This is a genomic window from Kribbella sp. VKM Ac-2566 (assembly GCF_004366005.1).
GTDB classification, from domain to species: Bacteria; Actinomycetota; Actinomycetes; order Propionibacteriales; family Kribbellaceae; genus Kribbella; species Kribbella pratensis.
This window is the reverse complement of the sequence record NZ_SODT01000008.1, coordinates 464,145-480,191: the sequence shown is the minus strand read 5'-3', so window position 1 is coordinate 480,191 and position 16,047 is coordinate 464,145. Positions and strand designations below refer to the sequence as shown.

Below are 16,047 nucleotides of genomic sequence, written 5' to 3'. Positions count from 1 at the left end.
GAGCGACGGGAGTGGGACCGTGCGTCGCGGAACCGCGAGCATCCAGGGATCAATCACAAGATCCGCAGATTCTCTGTATCACCGTGGGTTCACGGTGATCTGTATGGGCGACAGAGGCTGTGCTTGGGGTGTGGGCTGGGGTGAGGGGACGCCGGATGAGGGTTCTGGTCAGCGGGGATCGCGGTTATATCGGGGCGGTGATGGTGCCGTTCCTGCGGGCTGCGGGGCATCAGGTGGACGGGTTGGACACCGGGCTGTACGAGGGGTGCGACCTCTTGGACGGGCCGGAGCCGATCGGGGCGCGCGTGCCGCGGGACATGCGGGACGTGACGGCGGGGGAGCTGACGGGGTACGACGCGGTGGTCTGTCTGGCCGCGTTGTCGAACGATCCGCTCGGGCACCTCAACCGCGACGCCACGTACTCGGTCAACCTCGAAGGGACACTGAACCTCGCCCGCGCGGCGAAGGACGCCGGTGTCGGGCGGTTCCTGTTCGCGTCCTCCTGCAGCCTGTACGGCGCCGCGGGGTCGGAGGCGGTCGCCGAGGACGCGGAGATGTTCCCGGTCACGCCGTACGGCGAGACGAAGGCGCTGGCGGAGCAGGAGCTGTCCAAGCTCGCCGACGACACGTTCAGCCCGACGTACCTGCGGAACGCGACGGCGTACGGCGCCTCGACGCGACTGCGGCTCGACATCGTGGTCAACAACCTGACCGCGATCGCGCTGACGTCCGGCCAGGTCCGCCTGGAGAGCGACGGCACCCCGTGGCGGCCGCTGGTGCACATCGAGGACATCAGCCGCGCGTTCCTGACGGTGCTCGAGTCGCCGCGGGAGACGATCCACGACGAGGCGTTCAACGTCGGCCGCTCCGAGGACGTGGTGCAGGTCCGCGACATCGCCGAGATGGTCCGTGAGGCGGTACCGGGGTCGACCCTGTCGATCGCCGACGGCGCCGGCCCGGACCTGCGCAACTACAAGGTCGACTTCAGCAAGCTGAACGACACGTTCCCCGACCTGAGGCTCGAGTGGACGGTCCGCAAGGGCGTCGACGAGCTGTACGACGCCTACCGGCGGCACGGCCTCACGCTCGACGACTTCAACTCGGCGCAGTTCGTCCGGCTGCGCCGCATCCAGCAACTCCTCGCCGCCGGCCTGGTCGACGACCAGCTGCGCCGCCAGACCGACGAGCAGTTCCCCGGGCCGAAGGAGCTGAACTGATGACGGACCCAAAGACGGACTCGGTCGCCTGCCGCCTCTGCGGCGAACCGTTGACGCGGACGTTCGTCGACCTCGGCATGTCGCCGCCGTGCGAGAGCTTCCTGCGCGCCGACCAGATCGACAGCGGTGAGACGTTCTACCCGCTGAACGTGCGGATCTGCGACAACTGCCTGCTGGTCCAGCTCCCGGCGTACGTCGCCGCCGACGACGTCTTCAGCGACTACCTGTACTTCTCGTCGTACTCGACCAGCTGGGTGGAGCACGCCCGCCGCTTCGTCGTCGACATGCAGGAGCGGCTGCAGCTGAACGAGAACAGCCTGATCGTCGAGGCCGCGAGCAACGACGGCTATCTGCTGCAGCACGCCGTTGCCGAAGGCATCCCGGTGCTGGGGATCGAGCCGGCCGCGAACATCGCGAAGATCGCGAACGAGAAGGGCATCCGCACCGAGAGCTACTTCCTCGGCGAGGCGACCGGGGCCGACGCTGCCAAACGGCACGGCCAGGCGGACCTTGTCGTCGGCAACAACGTGTTCGCCCACGTCCCGGACATCGTCGACTTCGCCAAGGGCCTGCGCGCGCTGGTGAAGGACGACGGCCTGGTGTCGTTGGAGTTCCCGCACCTGCTCCGGCTGATCGAGAACCGCCAGTACGACACGATCTACCACGAGCACTACTCGTACCTGACTCTCAAGACCGCGGCCGACGCTCTCAACAGGGCCGGCCTGACAGTTGTCGACGTCCAGGAGCTGCAGAGCCACGGCGGGTCGCTCCGCGTCTTCAGCACGCCGACCGAGACTGCGGGTGAGCCCACCGAGCTGGTCGGCAAGGTGCTGCAGGACGAGGAGGACGCCGGCCTGCACAGCGTCGAGGGGCACCTGGGCTTCGCGGCCGAGGTGTTCAAGATCAAGTCCGATCTGCTCGAGTTCCTGATCCAGGCACAGCGCGACGGCAAGTTCGTCGCCGGGTACGGCGCTCCCGGCAAGGGCAACACGCTGCTCAACCACTGCGGCATCCGCGAGGACCTGCTGCCGTACACGGTCGACCGCAGCCCGCACAAGCACGGGATGTTCCTGCCCGGCACGCACATCCCGATCCACGCCCCGGAGCGCCTGGCCGAGACGCGTCCCGACTACATCGTGATCCTGCCGTGGAACCTGCGCGCGGAGATCGTCCATCAGCTCGGCTACGCACGGGAGTGGGGCGCGAAGTTCGTCGTACCCATCCCGCGCCTCGAAGTGATCTGAACGTGTTGGGGGGAAGGGAAGTCAGATGAAGGTCGTGATCTTCTGCGGGGGGTTCGGGCTGCGGATGCGCAGCGGAGTCGACTCCGCACCGAAACCGATGATGACGATCGGCGACCGGCCGGTCCTGTGGCACGTGATGCGGTACTACGCGCACTTCGGCCACACCGAGTTCATCCTCTGCCTGGGCTTCGGGGGGTCCGCGGTCAAGGAGTACTTCCTGCGTTACGAGGAGACGGTCTCCAACGACTTCGTGATGACGAAGGGCGGGCAGCGCATCGAGTTGCTCGACTCCGACATCAGCGAGTGGAAGATCACCTTCGTCGACACCGGGATCGACACCAGCATCGGTGAGCGGCTGCGCCGGGTCCGGCCGTACCTGGAGGACGACGACGCGTTCCTGGCGAACTACGGCGACGTGCTGACCGACGCGCCGATGGACAAGATCGTCGACCACGTGATGACCAGCGACATCACCGCGAGCCTGCTCGCGGTCCCGCCGCAGGCGTCGTTCCACGTGGTCGAGTTCGACAACGACTCGCGGGTCACCGGGCTGCGCTCGGCCGCCGATCTGAACGTGTGGATCAACGGCGGGTACTTCGTGATCAAGAAGGAGATCTTCGACGTCCTGCACGAGGACGAGGACCTGGTCGGCGACGCGTTCCCGCGGCTGTCCGCGATGCGCAAGCTGGAGGCGATCCCGCACCACGGGTTCTGGGCGCCGATGGACACGCTCAAGGAGCGCAGCCAGCTCGAGGAGCTGTACCGGTCCGGCAAGAAGCCGTGGGCGCTGTGGAGCCACGAGGCCCGCCAGCAGAACGGCAAGCTCGTGGACAAGGCGCCTGTGGTGGTGGCGATCTGATGCTGCCGTTCCAGCTCGGCCTCATCGACGGACCGGTCCACCTGGTCGCTCTCGGCGCGCATCCGGACGATATCGAGATCGGCTGCGGCGGCACGCTGCTCAAGCTGGCCGAGTCGGTGCCGGAGCTGACCGCCGAGTTCGTGATCGCGACCGGTACGCCGGTGCGTCTGGAGGAGGCCCGCCGCGCGGCGGAGCTGTTCCTGCCGGAGTGCGAGGTGACCGTGACATCGGCCGAGCTGCCGGACGGACGGCTGCCGGCGTACTGGAACGAGACCAAGGAGTTGCTCGAGGCAACCGCTCGCGGCGGTGACACGGGGCGCCGGCCCGACCTGGTGTTTGCCCCGAGCAAGAACGACGCACATCAGGATCACCGGCTGATCGCCGAGCTGGCGCCGACGGTCTGGCGCAACCATCTGGTGCTGCACTACGAGATCCCCAAGTGGGACGGCGATCTCAGCCGGCCGTGGCTGTACGTCGAACTCACCGAGGAGCAGCTGCGCGACAAGGTGGCGCTGCTGCACAAGGCGTACCCGTCACAGGTCCCGCACGACTGGTTCGACGAAGAGGTGTTCGCCGGGCTCGCCCGGCTCCGCGGCATGGAGTGCCGAGCGCCGTACGCCGAAGCCTTCACGACGGGGAAAGCCACGCTGACATGGTGAACGAGGGGGATGCAGTGAGCTTCAAGTGTCGTGGGTGCGCGGCGGAGAACGTCGTACCTGTGGTCGATCTAGGGCCGCAGCCGTGTGCCGACTACTTCCCGCCCGCGGACACACCGGGGCCCGATCCGCGCTGGCCGCTGGAGCTGTGGCTGTGCCGGTCCTGCACGCTGGTCCAGCTCGGTCCCGTCGAGGCGCAACTGCCGGAGGAGCCGCTGGCGGTGGAGTCGGCGACGAGCATCGCGCATGCCGAGAAGTCGGTGAAGGAGCTGCTCACCGAGTACCCCCAGCTGCACAACAGCGTCGTCTTCGAGTTCGCCAGCCACCATGGCGGTTCCTGGCTCGAGCACCTGTACGCCGCCGGCTCACGACTGGCCGGTGACGGCGAGAAGGCCGATCTGGTCATCGATGTGCACGGCATCGTGCACGAGCCGCAGTACGGCGAGATGCTGAAGCTGCGGGCGGAACGGCTCGCGCCGGGCGGCCTTCTGGTGATGGAGTTCCACCATCTGTTGCCGTTGTTCGTCGGGAACCAGTTCGACACCATCCGCCACGGGCACTGGGCCTACGTCTCGCTGCGGGCGCTGCGGAACCTCGCTGCCCTTCACGGGCTGGCGGTCGAGTCGGTGAAGCAGGTCGACATGTTCGGCGGCAGCCTGATGGTGATGCTCCGGCACACGGCCGATGCGAAACCGGACGCCTCGGTCGACGTGGTGCTGGAGGACGAGGATGCCGCGGGCATCGCCGACGAGGTACAGCTCGGCAGCCTGCAGGAGGCCGCGTGGCATGCGGCCGGCGCGCTGCACGACGAGCTGGCCCGGCACAAGGCCGCCGGCCGCACCGTCCTCGGGTACGGCGCACCTTCCAAGGCGCCGGTGCTGCTCGACCTCAGCAAGGTGACGACGGAGCTGCTGCCGTTCACCGTGGATCTTGCTCCCGGCAAGCACGGCCGCCGCGTACCGGGTGGCTGCATGGTGCCGATCCGTCCGATCGAGGAACTGAAGGCCGCACGGCCGGACATCGTCCTCGTCCTCACCTGGGACATCGCCGACGAGATCATCGCCCAGCTGGAGGCCGACGGCGGCTGGGGTACGACGTACCTCGTCCCTCTCCCGGAACCGTACGAGAGGGAGTGCTGACATGGAGATCGTCGAGGTCCCAGGCATCGCCGGCGTCCTGTTGTTCCGTCCGGCGCCGCACCGCGACGAGCGCGGGTTCTTCTCGCGCACGTTCGACCGGGACGTGATCGCGAAGGCCGGTCTCGACCCGGACGGCTTCGTCCAGGACAGCATCTCCCGTTCGCGTCGGGGCGTCGTCCGCGGCATGCACACCAGGTCCGGGCGCGGTGAGGCCAAGCTGGTGCGCTGCTCGTACGGCGCGGTGTTCGACGTCGTCGTCGACCTGCGTCCCGGCTCGCCGACGTACCGGAACCGGGAGACGTTCGACCTGACCGGCGACAACCAGGTGACCGTGTACGTGCCGGCCGGCTGCGCGCACGGATTCCAGGCCCTGACCGAACCCGCTGACGTCTCGTACCGCATCGACCGTGCCCACGACCCGTCCGAGGACGTGGCGATCCGTTTCGACGATCCCGACCTGGACATCCCGTGGCCGCTGCCGGTGACCCTGATGTCCGACCGGGACAAAGCAGCAGCATCACTCGCCCTGGCCACCACGAGGCTCACATGAACAAGTCTTTCGAGAAGTCCGTTGCCGCGAACAAGCGACTGCACGACCTGGTCCCCGGCGGCGCGCACACCTACGCCAAGGGTGAGGACCAGTTCCCCGAGCACCTGGCGCCGGTGATCGACCACGGCGACGGCGCGCACGTCTGGGACGTCGACGGCAACGAGTACATCGAGTACGGCTCCGGCCTGCGCGCGGTCAGCCTCGGCCACCGGCACCCGAAGGTGCTCGAGGCGGTACGCCGTGAACTCGACCGCGGCAGCAACTTCGTGCGGCCGAGCATCATCGAGCTCGAGGCCGCCGAACGCTTCCTCACCACCGTCCCGACCGCCGAGATGGTGAAGTTCGCCAAGAACGGCTCGGACGCGACGACCGCCGCGGTGAAGCTGGCGCGTGCGGTCACCGGGCGGCCGCTGGTCGCGCTCTGCGGCGATCAGGCCTTCTTCTCGATCGACGACTGGTTCATCACCCGGACCCCGATGTCGGCCGGGATCCCCGACGAGATCGCCGACCTCACCGTCACCTTCCCGTACGGCGACCTGGGCGCCACCGAGGAACTGTTCCGGCGGCACGAGGGCCGGATCGCCTGCCTGATCCTGGAAGCCGCGACTCAGCAGGACCCGCCGGCCGGCTACTTGGAAGGTCTGCGCGATCTGGTCCACCGGCACGGCGCGCTGCTGATCTTCGACGAGATGATCACCGGCTTCCGGCTGTCCGCGGCCGGTGCCCAGGGTCTGTTCGGCGTGACGCCCGACCTCTCGACGTTCGGCAAGGCGCTCGGCAACGGCTTCGCGGTGTCGGCCCTGGCCGGCAAGCGCGAGTATCTGGAGCGCGGGGGACTGCGCGACAGCCACGAGCGAGTCTTCCTGCTGTCGACCACGCACGGCGCCGAGACGCATGCCCTCGCGGCAGCTGTCGCGGTGATGGACGTGTACGCCGAGGAAGACATCCCCGCCCGCCTGCACGAGCGCGGCGAGCGGTTGGCACGGGGTGTTCGCGAAGTCGCCGCGGCCGCCGGAGTACAGGACCACGTGCTCGTCCGCGGCCGCCCGAGCAACGCGGTGTTCGCCACCCTCGACCAGGACTTCAACCCGTCGCAGGACTACCGCACGCTGTTCCTCCGCGAGCTGATCCTCGGCGGCGTCATCGGCCCGTCGTTCGTCGTCAGCAGCGCCCTCACCGACGCCGACATCGACCGCACCGTCGAGGTCGTCGCCGGCGCCTGCGCGGTCTACCGCCAGGCCCTCGACGCCCAGGACGTCCAGGCGTTCATCGGCGGTCGTCCCGTCAAGCCGGTCTTCCGCCGGTTCGTCTAGGAAGGAAAGACCATGGTTTCAGCTCTTCCCAGGCTCAGCGTCGGACTGCCCGTCTACAACGGTGAGGAGTATCTCCGGGAGGCGCTCGACGCCGTTCTGGGCCAGACGTACGAGGACTTCGAGCTGGTGATCTCGAGCAACGCCTCGACCGACGCGACCGACGACATCTGCCGCGAGTACCAGGCGCGTGACCCGCGGATCCGCATCTTCCGCCAGGAACACAACATCGGTGCCGCACCCAACCACCAGTTCGTCTTCGACCAGAGCCGCGGCGAACTGTTCAAATGGGTCGCGGCCGACGACCTGTACGCGCGCGATCTTTTCGAGCGCTGCGTCGCCCTGCTGGACGAGCATCCCGACGCGGTTCTCGCCCACGCGTGGGGCGCGGCGATCGACGGCGACGGCGAGGTCATCCAGGCGCTCGAGTACCCGCTGACAACCGACTCCTCGCAGGCACCGGAGCGGTTCCGCAGCATGTTGTTCGGCGTGGACCTGCCCGGAGCGCTGGCCGCGGACGACTTCTACGGGGTGATCCGCTCCGACGTACTGCGCAAGATCAAGCCGCACGGCAGCTTCTACCACGCCGACTACACCTACACTGCGGAGATCTCCTTGCACGGCCGGTTCGTGCAGGTGCCCGAATGGCTCTACTTCCGCCGCCAGCACGACGACCGGGTCTCGCTCGCGTCGATCAGCACTGTTGCCGCCCGACTCGACCCGAGCCGGGACAGCTGGTTCCGGACCTTCAAGGCGCGGCTGTTCGCGGAGTACCTCTGGAGCTGGTTCGCTGCCGTTCGACGAGCTCCGCTCAGTGGTGCGGAGCGTCGCACGTGCTACCGGCACATCATCTCGTGGGCCGGCAATCGTGCCGCTCGGCGGCTGCCGGGACGCTCCGGGCCGCAGGCACCGGAGAGCTTCGGTGAGATCGGCACGCGGGTGCTCGCCAGCCGGGCGCTCGTCGCCGGAGCAGGCGGCCGTCCGTGACCAGCGCGCGACGGATCGGCCTGTTCGGCCGGCTGGGCTCCGGCAACCTCGGCAACGACGCGACACTCGAGGCGGTGCTCGCGTATCTCCGTGCGGAGTACCCGGACGCGGTCGTGGACAGCATGTGCTCGGGACCCGAGGCACTGACCGCCCGCTACGGGATACCGGCGGTGCAGCTGCACTGGCTGCACGACAAGCAACCGCCACAGTCCCGGCTCGCTCGTGCGGTCCTGACCGTGCCGCGCATCGCCCTCGGCGCCCTCGTCGACACCTGGCGGACGGCCGGCTGGACCACACGCCATGACGTCGTCATCGTCCCCGGCATGGGCGTGCTGGAGTCGACCGTGCCGCAACGGCCGTGGCAGCTGCCGTACTCGTTGGCCGTGCTGTCGATCGCCGGCCGGCTGTCCGGTACGAAGGTCGCGTTCGTCAGCGTCGGCGCGACGGTGGTCCGGCAGCGCGTGACACGTGTGCTGCTGAGGATCGGCGCCCGGTTGGCGCACTACCGCTCCTTCCGGGACGAGGAATCGCTCGATGCGGCCCGTCGTACCGGCTTGGCGTCCACGCGCGATCGGGTCTATCCGGATCTGGTCTTCGCGCTTCCTGCTCCGGCAGCGGCACCGGGGCCGACCGGGATCATCGGCGTCGGCGTGATGGCGTACTACGGCAGTGCCGACGACCGCGCGCGATCCGACGAGTTGCACACGACGTACCTGGACAAGATGCGGCGCCTGGTCGGCCGGTTGGTGGCGAGCGGCTATCAGGTGCAGCTCTTCGTCGGTGACGAGGCGGACGAGCCGGTAGTGCCGGAGCTGCTGGCGGAGGCCGGTCCGGGCAACGCCCGTTACGACCGCTGCGACACGTTCGACGAGCTGATCCACCAGGTCGCCGGCGTCGACGTGATGGTCGGCACCCGGTTCCACAACGTGATCGCCGGGCTGAAGTGCGGTACGCCGACGATCGCGATCGGGTACGGGCGCAAGCACGACGCCGTGATGCGGCTGCTCGGGCAAGGCGAGTACGTCCACGACATCCGTGACTTCGACGTCGACCGGCTGATCGAGCAACTCACTGTGCTGACACACGACCGCGAACGGATCGTCGGGGAACTGGCGGAGCGCAACAGCGAGCTCAAGCGTGCGCTGGAGGACCAGTTCAGTGCCCTGTCGGCCGAGGTGTTCGCGAGGCCACCGGCGCGGGTGAGGAGTGTGCCGACATGAGCCGGATCGCGCTGTGGCGGCAGCAGATCGCCGGCCGGCTCGGCTGGGCCGTGGCCGATCAGGCGGTGTCGAGTCTGGAGAACTTCCTGCTCGGCGTCTTCGTGGCCAACGTCCTCGGCGCCGAGGGCCTCGGGGCGCTCGGCCTCGCGTTCGTCGCCTATTCGATCGCGCTCAGCTGTTCGCGGGCCTTGGCGACCGACGCCCTGATGATCAGGTTCTCCGGGACAGCGGGCGACGTCTGGCGCACCGCGGCGTCCGCGGCGACCGGCGTCGCGCTGCTCACGGGTACGGCCATCGGCGTCATCTGCGTCGGGCTGGGCCTGATCCTGAAGGCCGCAGAACCCGGCTCGGAGGCCGGTATCGCGTTCCTCGCGATCGGCATCGCGATGCCGGCGCTGACCCTGCAGGACAGCTGGCGGTGTGCCTTCTTCGCGGCCGAGCGCGGTGCGAGGGCGTTCCTCGTCGACGTGGTGTGGACGGTGCTGTTCCTGAGCCTGCTGCTGGTCGTCCACCTGACCGGGAACACCAGTCTGATGCTGGTGCTGATCGGGTTCGGCGCCACAGCCCTGGTGGCCGCGGTGGCGGGAATGATCTACGCGCGGACGGTGCCACGGGTTCATGCCGCGCGGTCCTGGCTGCGCGCACATCGTGATCTCGGCACGCGCTTCCTGGTCGAGAACGTGGTGATGGGCGCCGGCGGGCAGATCCGCGCGCCGGTCGTCGCGGCCGCGGTCGGGCTGGCCGCGGTCGGCGCGATCCGGGCCGCCGAGATGCTCATCGGCCCGGTCGCGGCGCTGCTGATGGGCATCTCCCAGGTCTCCGTCCCGGAGGCCGCCCGCGCGCTGCGCAAGGGATCCGGCCCGCTCCTGCGACTCTGCCTCGGCATCAGCGCGGGCCTCGCCTCGGTGGCGTTCGCGTGGGGCCTGGTGGTCATCGTGATCTTCCCGTTCGGGATCGGCAGCATGCTGCTCGACGGGGTCTGGCCGGATGCGCACCGGCTCGTGCTCGGGGTGATGGTGAGCTCTGCCTTCGGCTGCCTGCAGATCGGCCCCTCCGCGGGGTTGCGGGCCCTCGGACGTGCCGACCGGACGATGCGCTGCCAGCTGGTCGTGTCGGCCCTGTTCATCCTCCTCGGCACCGTCGGAGCTGTCACCGGGGGTGCTCTCGGGGCGGTCTGGGGGACGGCGATCGCGTCCGCTGTCGGGTCGGCGATCTGGTGGTGGCAGTTCCTGCGCGCCCGGCGGGAGTACTTCGAAGCAGCGGGCGAGCTGATCCGGCCTGGGAAACACTTCAAGACGACGGGAGCGGCCGCATGACGAACGCAACTGCTGAGCAGTCACGGCGCCCCGACCGCCTCGACACCGAGATCGTGATGACGATGCTGATGCGCCGCAACGGCGGATCCGGCGTCCAGACCCATGTGCGCACGGTGGGGCAGTACCTGGACGCCGCGACGCGGCCGACCAGTGTGGTCAACCCGTTCTCGTCGAAGGACCCGTTGCTCCCGCCGGTCTTCGGGGCAAGGTTCGCCATCCGGCTTTTCAGTCCGCAGGCCAGTGTGTGGTGGTACCGGTACTGGCACGCCTATTACCTGGAGCGTGCGCTGGCCGCCCACCTGTCGGGTGCCGGACCAGCTGTGGTGTACGCGCAGTGCCCGGTCTCGGCCGCGGTCGCCCTGCGGGTGCGGACGACGCAGCCGGTCGTGATGGCGGCGCACTTCAACCTTTCGCAGGCCGACGAGTGGGCCGGCAAGGGCGACATCGACCCGTCCGGGACGATGTTCGGCGCGATCCGGTCGTTCGAGGAGCAGGTCCTGACCGAACTGGACGGGATCGTCTACGTGTCCGAGTTCGCGCGCTCGGTTCTCGAGGAGCGGATGCCCGCGATCCGCAACGTGCCCGGCATCGTCATACCGAATCCGGTCAATATTCCGCTGCAAGGTGCGGGGGCAGCGCACACCGCGGACCTGATCACGGTCGGGGCTGTCGAGCCGCGGAAGAACCATCGCTACCTTCTCGAGGTGCTGGCCGCCGCCGCACGCCGGGGCCACAGGTACACGCTGTCCGTCGTCGGCGACGGGCCGGACCGGCGCGCGTTGCAGGGGCTCGCCAAGGCCCTCGGCCTCGGCGACCAGGTGCGGTTTCTGGGGTACCAGGCCGATCCGCCGTCGTTGATGGCCGGACACCGCCTCTACTGCCACACCGCGACGATGGAGAACCTGCCGATCGCGCTGCTCGAGGCGATGGCCGGGGGACTGCCGGTCGTCGCCGGAGCGGTCGGCGGCATCCCCGAGATCGTGCGGCCCGGCCAGGAGGGACAGTTCTGGCCGTTGGACGACGCGGAGGCGGCCGCCGGCGTACTGATCGAGGTCTTGGAGGACCCGGCCCGGCTGCAGGCGATGTCGGCTGCGGCCACAGTCAGGGCCGAGACCGAGTTCTCGTCCGAAGTGGTCGGGAAACGCCTGGTCAGCTTCCTCGAGAACATCGAGATCCGGCGGGGAAAGTTGACGGATCAGCCTGATTGAAAGATCTCCCCAAGGATTGGCACCTCTCGTCGCCCGAGGCCTGCCCGCGTAGTAATGTTCGGTCACTCAACGCCGACGCGCGGGTTGACAAGGACACACTGCACGCTGCCGCGGACACTGTAAGTGACCAAGCAGTTGCGGGAGGGAACGAGGGCCGCTGTGAGCGGAGCAGAAGCGCCGGACGCTGTGGACAGCCGTCGGCCGCTCTGGGTCGTCCCGCACGAGGTTCCGGCGATCGTTCCGCTGCCGTCGCGCTCGACCGAGCCGCGCTGGGTCGGCGTGTACCGCTGGGCCGCGGTCGGCGGCGATCTGCTCGCCGCGATGCTCGGTGTCTCGATCGCGCTGCTGACCCGGTTCGGGTACCACGTCGGCTCCAGTTACCTCGTGGTGAGCAGTGTGCTGCCGCTCGCCTGGGTAGCCGCGGTCGCCTTGTCGAAGGGGTACGACTCACGGTTCTACGGGGCCGGGCCGGACGAGTTCCGGTCGCTGCTGCGCGCCGGCGTCGGACTCACCGCGGCAGTCGCGATGACGTCGTACGTGACCAAGGCCGAGATCGCCCGTGGCTTCGTGGTGCTCGCGATTCCGGTGATGGTGGTGGCCGCGCTGCTGCTGCGGTACGCGTTGCGGAAGGACCTGCACCGGCACCGGGTCAGGGGTCGTTGCATGCACAGGGTTCTCGTGGTCGGGCGCAGTGGCCCGGCCGCGACGCTGTGTGAGCACTTGGAGAGCCGGCCGACCGACGGTTTCCGGGTCGTCGCGACCTGTCGCCCGCGCGGTGACAGCACCCGTGACAAGAACGGCCCGATGCAGCCCGAGGAGCTCGCCGAGCCGGACATCCTGGCCGCCGCCGACCGGCACGCGGTCGAGGTCGTCGCGATCGCGACGGACCCGGAGCTGGCCGGCCAGTTGCTGCGCCGGCTGTCCTGGGCGCTGGAGCAGCGCGGCATCGAGCTGATCGTCTCCCCGGGCATCATCGAGGTGGCCGGCCCGCGGATTTCCGTCCGCCCGGTCGCCGGCCTGTCCCTGCTGCACCTGGAGCGGCCGTCGGTCAGCGGCGGACCGCACCTGATGAAGGCGGTCTTCGACCGGGTCGTTGCCCTCGGCATCGTCGCCGTACTCTCGCCGTTGCTGATCGGCCTGGCGCTGGCGGTGAAGCTGTCGAGCCCCGGTCCGGTGCTGTTCCGGCAGCAGCGGGTCGGGCGCGCGGGTGCCGAGTTCACGATGCTCAAGTTCCGCAGCATGTACGTCGACGCGGAGCAGCGGCTCAGCGACCTGTACGCGTTGAGCGACGGCAACGGCGTGATCTTCAAGATGCGCAACGACCCGCGGATGACGCCGCTCGGCCGCTGGATCCGCCGGTTCTCGCTCGACGAACTGCCGCAGCTGTTCAACGTGCTGCGCGGCGACATGTCGCTCGTCGGTCCGCGGCCGCCGCTGGCCGAAGAGGTCGCGTTGTACGCCGCCGACGACTCGCGGCGGATGCTGGTGAAGCCTGGCATGACCGGCCTCTGGCAGGTCAGCGGCCGCAGCGACCTGTCCTGGGACGAGTCGGTCCGCCTCGACCTGCGGTACGTCGACAACTGGTCGATGACGCTGGATCTACTGATTCTCTGGAAGACCGTGCGCGCGGTGATCTACGGCGCGGGAGCTTACTGATGGACCCTGTGTTGGATTCTGGGGCACCGGTGTACGTCGCGGGTCATCGCGGCCTCGTCGGCTCGGCCCTCTGGCGTCGCCTCGAGGCGGCCGGGTACACGCACCTGATCGGCGCGTCATCGGCGGAGCTCGATCTGCGCGACCGTCAGCAGACGTTCGACTTCCTGCGCGAGCACCGGCCGGCGGTCGTGATCGACGCCGCGGCCCGGGTCGGCGGCATCCTCGCGAACCGCGACCACCCGACCGAGTTCCTCAGCGACAACCTCCGCATCCAGGTGAACCTGATGGACGCGGCGCTCGAGGTCCGCACGCCACGGCTGCTGTTCCTCGGGTCGTCGTGCATCTATCCGAAGTACGCCGAGCAACCGATCCGCGAGTCGAGCCTGCTGACCGGTGAGCTGGAGCCGACCAACGACGCGTACGCGATCGCCAAGATCGCGGGCATCATGCAGGTCCAGGCGGTACGCCGGCAGTACGGCCTGCGCTGGATCTCCGCGATGCCGACGAACCTGTACGGTCCGCACGACAACTTCGACCCGACGTCGTCGCATGTCCTCCCCGCGTTGATCCGCCGGTTCCACGAGGCAAAGGCCGCTGCCGCGCCCGAGGTGGTGTTGTGGGGGAGCGGTACGCCGCGGCGCGAGTTCCTGCACGTGGACGACCTGGCCGACGCGTGCCTGCACCTGCTGGAGCACTACGACGCACCGGAGCCGATCAACGTCGGTGTCGGCGCCGACGTGACGATCCGCGAGCTGGCCGAACTGGTCGCCCGGACCGTCGGCTACACCGGTGCCCTGAGCAACGATCTTTCCAAGCCGGACGGCACCCCGCGCAAGCTGCTCGACGTGAGCAGGTTGCTGGCGCTCGGCTGGAAGCCCACCATTTCCCTCGAAGACGGTGTGGCCGCCACCTACGCCTGGTACCAGGAGCATGTGGCATGACCCCCAACATCAAGAGGGCCTTCATCACCGGCATCACCGGCCAGGACGGTTCGTACCTGGCCGAGCTGCTGCTGTCCAAGGGCTACGAGGTGCACGGCCTGATCCGGCGCGCCAGCACCTTCAACACCAAGCGGATCGACCACCTGTACGAGGACCCGCACGCCCGGGACAAGCGGCTTTTCCTGCACTACGGCGACCTGACCGACGGGTCGCGACTCGTCACCCTGCTCGCGTCGATCCAGCCGTCCGAGGTCTACCACCTGGCCGCGCAGTCGCATGTGCGGGTCAGCTTCGACGAGCCGGAGTACACCGGGGACACCACCGGGATGGGTACGACGCGGCTGCTCGAGGCGATCCGGATGATCGGGCTGGACTGCCGGTTCTACCAGGCGTCGTCGTCGGAGATGTTCGGCGCGACCCCGCCCCCGCAGAACGAGGACACCGCGTTCCACCCGCGTTCGCCGTACGGCGCCGCGAAGCTCTACGGCTACTGGATGACCCGGAACTACCGCGAGGCGTACGACATGTTCGCGGTGAACGGGATCCTGTTCAACCACGAGTCCCCGCGGCGCGGCGAGACGTTCGTGACGCGGAAGATCACCCGCGCGGTGGCGGCGATCAAGACGGGTCGCCAGGATCGCCTGTACCTGGGCAACCTGGACGCCTGCCGTGACTGGGGCTACGCCCCGGAGTACGTCGAGGGCATGTGGCGGATGCTGCAGCACGACACCCCCGCGGACTACGTGATCGCGACCGGTACGTCGTACTCCGTCCGCGACTTCGTCTCGCTGGCGTTCGAGCACGTCGGGCTGGACTGGGAGAAGTACGTCGACCACGACCAGCGCTACGAACGTCCCACCGAGGTGGACTCGCTGATCGGGGACGCGTCGCGGGCCGCCACCGACCTCGGCTGGAAGGCGCAGGTGCACGTTCCCGAGTTGGTCCGCATCATGGTCGACGCCGACCTCGCACTGCTGAACGGGGAGGACGCATGAGTAGGGTCGACGTTCTCGGGATCCACGTCAGCGTGACGAATCTGGACCGGACGGTGGAGACGTTCGCGCGCTGGATCGACGACGGTGAACGTCAGCTGGTGTGCGTGTCCGACATGAACGCTTTGCTGCACGCGCGTGCCGACGCTCGGCTGACCGAGGTCTACAACACGTCCGGTCTGACCGTTCCGGACGGGATGCCGCTGGTGTGGGCCGGTCGGCGCGCCGGGTTCGAGGAGATGGGTCGCGTGGCCGGTCCGGATCTGCTCGAGCGGGTGCTGGCAGAGGCGGCGGAGCGCGGCTGGACGCAGTACTTCTACGGCGGTGCCGAGGGCGTGGCGGAGGAGCTGCGCGAGCGGTTCCAGGAGCGGCATCCGGCGTTGAAGGTCGTCGGTGTCGAATGCCCGCCGTACCGTGAACTGACCGACGCCGAGGACGCGGAGACGGTCGCCCGGATGAACGAGGCGCGGCCCGACATCGTCTGGATCGGGCTGGGCGCGCCGAAGCAGGAGCGATGGATGGCCGACCACCGCGACCGGCTGAACGCGACGATCCTGATCGGGGTCGGTGCGGCGTTCGACTTCCACACCGGTCGGCTGGACCGTGCGCCGTACTGGATGCAGCGCTCCGGGCTGGAGTGGAGCTTCCGGCTGTACAAGGAGCCGCGCCGGCTGTGGAAGCGTTACGTGCTGGGCATCCCGCGATTCCTCCTGGGCATCCTCCGCCATCCGCCACGCCCCGTTTAGAGTGAG

Annotated in this window: 15 protein-coding genes; all 15 read left to right on the top strand. The window is 68.8% G+C overall.

From position 1 onward, the window contains the following. Positions 1 to 155: 155 nt before the first annotated feature. The 15 genes from EV647_RS05255 (at position 156) to EV647_RS05185 (ending at position 16,041) form a co-directional block, all read left to right on the top strand. Complete coding sequence (locus EV647_RS05255; protein WP_133999203.1) at positions 156 to 1,217, top strand: NAD(P)-dependent oxidoreductase; 1,062 nt, start codon at positions 156 to 158, stop codon at positions 1,215 to 1,217. Next, positions 1,217 to 2,461, top strand: a complete 1,245-nt coding sequence (locus EV647_RS05250) for a class I SAM-dependent methyltransferase (RefSeq protein ID WP_133999200.1) — start codon at positions 1,217 to 1,219, stop codon at positions 2,459 to 2,461. The genes EV647_RS05255 and EV647_RS05250 overlap by 1 nt, the downstream gene beginning before the upstream one ends. A 25-nt stretch (positions 2,462 to 2,486) precedes the next feature. Further along, positions 2,487 to 3,320, top strand: coding sequence for a sugar phosphate nucleotidyltransferase (locus EV647_RS05245; RefSeq protein WP_133999197.1), 834 nt, complete (start codon positions 2,487 to 2,489; stop codon positions 3,318 to 3,320). Then, entirely contained in the window at positions 3,320 to 3,979 is a 660-nt protein-coding gene (locus EV647_RS05240) for a PIG-L deacetylase family protein (RefSeq protein ID WP_133999195.1), read from the top strand. Before EV647_RS05245 ends, EV647_RS05240 begins: the two co-directional genes overlap by 1 nt. A gap of 14 nt (positions 3,980 to 3,993) precedes the next feature. Next, the gene (locus tag EV647_RS05235) at positions 3,994 to 5,115 is read left to right on the top strand and encodes a class I SAM-dependent methyltransferase (protein WP_166680223.1); all 1,122 of its coding nucleotides are present in this window, start codon (positions 3,994 to 3,996) and stop codon (positions 5,113 to 5,115) included. 1 nt (position 5,116) lies between these two features. Then, the gene (locus tag EV647_RS05230) at positions 5,117 to 5,665 is read left to right on the top strand and encodes a dTDP-4-dehydrorhamnose 3,5-epimerase family protein (protein ID WP_133999189.1); all 549 of its coding nucleotides are present in this window, start codon (positions 5,117 to 5,119) and stop codon (positions 5,663 to 5,665) included. Then, positions 5,662 to 6,978, top strand: a complete 1,317-nt coding sequence (locus tag EV647_RS05225; protein WP_133999186.1) for a glutamate-1-semialdehyde 2,1-aminomutase — start codon at positions 5,662 to 5,664, stop codon at positions 6,976 to 6,978. The genes EV647_RS05230 and EV647_RS05225 overlap by 4 nt, the downstream gene beginning before the upstream one ends. Positions 6,979 to 6,990: 12 nt before the next feature. After that, complete coding sequence (locus EV647_RS05220; protein WP_133999182.1) at positions 6,991 to 7,962, top strand: glycosyltransferase family 2 protein; 972 nt, start codon at positions 6,991 to 6,993, stop codon at positions 7,960 to 7,962. Then, positions 7,959 to 9,182, top strand: coding sequence for a polysaccharide pyruvyl transferase family protein (locus EV647_RS05215; protein WP_133999179.1), 1,224 nt, complete (start codon positions 7,959 to 7,961; stop codon positions 9,180 to 9,182). Before EV647_RS05220 ends, EV647_RS05215 begins: the two co-directional genes overlap by 4 nt. Then, the gene (locus EV647_RS05210) at positions 9,179 to 10,498 is read left to right on the top strand and encodes a hypothetical protein (RefSeq protein WP_133999176.1); all 1,320 of its coding nucleotides are present in this window, start codon (positions 9,179 to 9,181) and stop codon (positions 10,496 to 10,498) included. Before EV647_RS05215 ends, EV647_RS05210 begins: the two co-directional genes overlap by 4 nt. Beyond that, a complete protein-coding gene (locus EV647_RS05205; RefSeq protein WP_133999173.1) occupies positions 10,495 to 11,706 on the top strand; it encodes a glycosyltransferase family 4 protein in 1,212 nt (403 codons plus the stop codon). The genes EV647_RS05210 and EV647_RS05205 overlap by 4 nt, the downstream gene beginning before the upstream one ends. A 159-nt stretch (positions 11,707 to 11,865) precedes the next feature. Then, positions 11,866 to 13,362 carry a sugar transferase gene (locus EV647_RS05200; protein WP_238175157.1) on the top strand — a complete coding sequence of 499 codons (1,497 nt, stop codon included), beginning with the start codon at positions 11,866 to 11,868 and terminating at the stop codon, positions 13,360 to 13,362. Next, complete coding sequence (locus tag EV647_RS05195) at positions 13,362 to 14,303, top strand: GDP-L-fucose synthase (protein ID WP_133999167.1); 942 nt, start codon at positions 13,362 to 13,364, stop codon at positions 14,301 to 14,303. The genes EV647_RS05200 and EV647_RS05195 overlap by 1 nt, the downstream gene beginning before the upstream one ends. Further along, positions 14,300 to 15,298: a GDP-mannose 4,6-dehydratase gene (gene gmd, locus EV647_RS05190; protein ID WP_133999164.1), complete on the top strand. Its 999-nt coding sequence runs from the start codon at positions 14,300 to 14,302 to the stop codon at positions 15,296 to 15,298. Before EV647_RS05195 ends, gmd begins: the two co-directional genes overlap by 4 nt. Then, positions 15,295 to 16,041 (top strand): WecB/TagA/CpsF family glycosyltransferase, encoded by a 747-nt coding sequence (locus tag EV647_RS05185; protein WP_133999161.1) that lies wholly within the window; start codon positions 15,295 to 15,297, stop codon positions 16,039 to 16,041. The genes gmd and EV647_RS05185 overlap by 4 nt, the downstream gene beginning before the upstream one ends. Positions 16,042 to 16,047 lie beyond the last annotated feature (6 nt).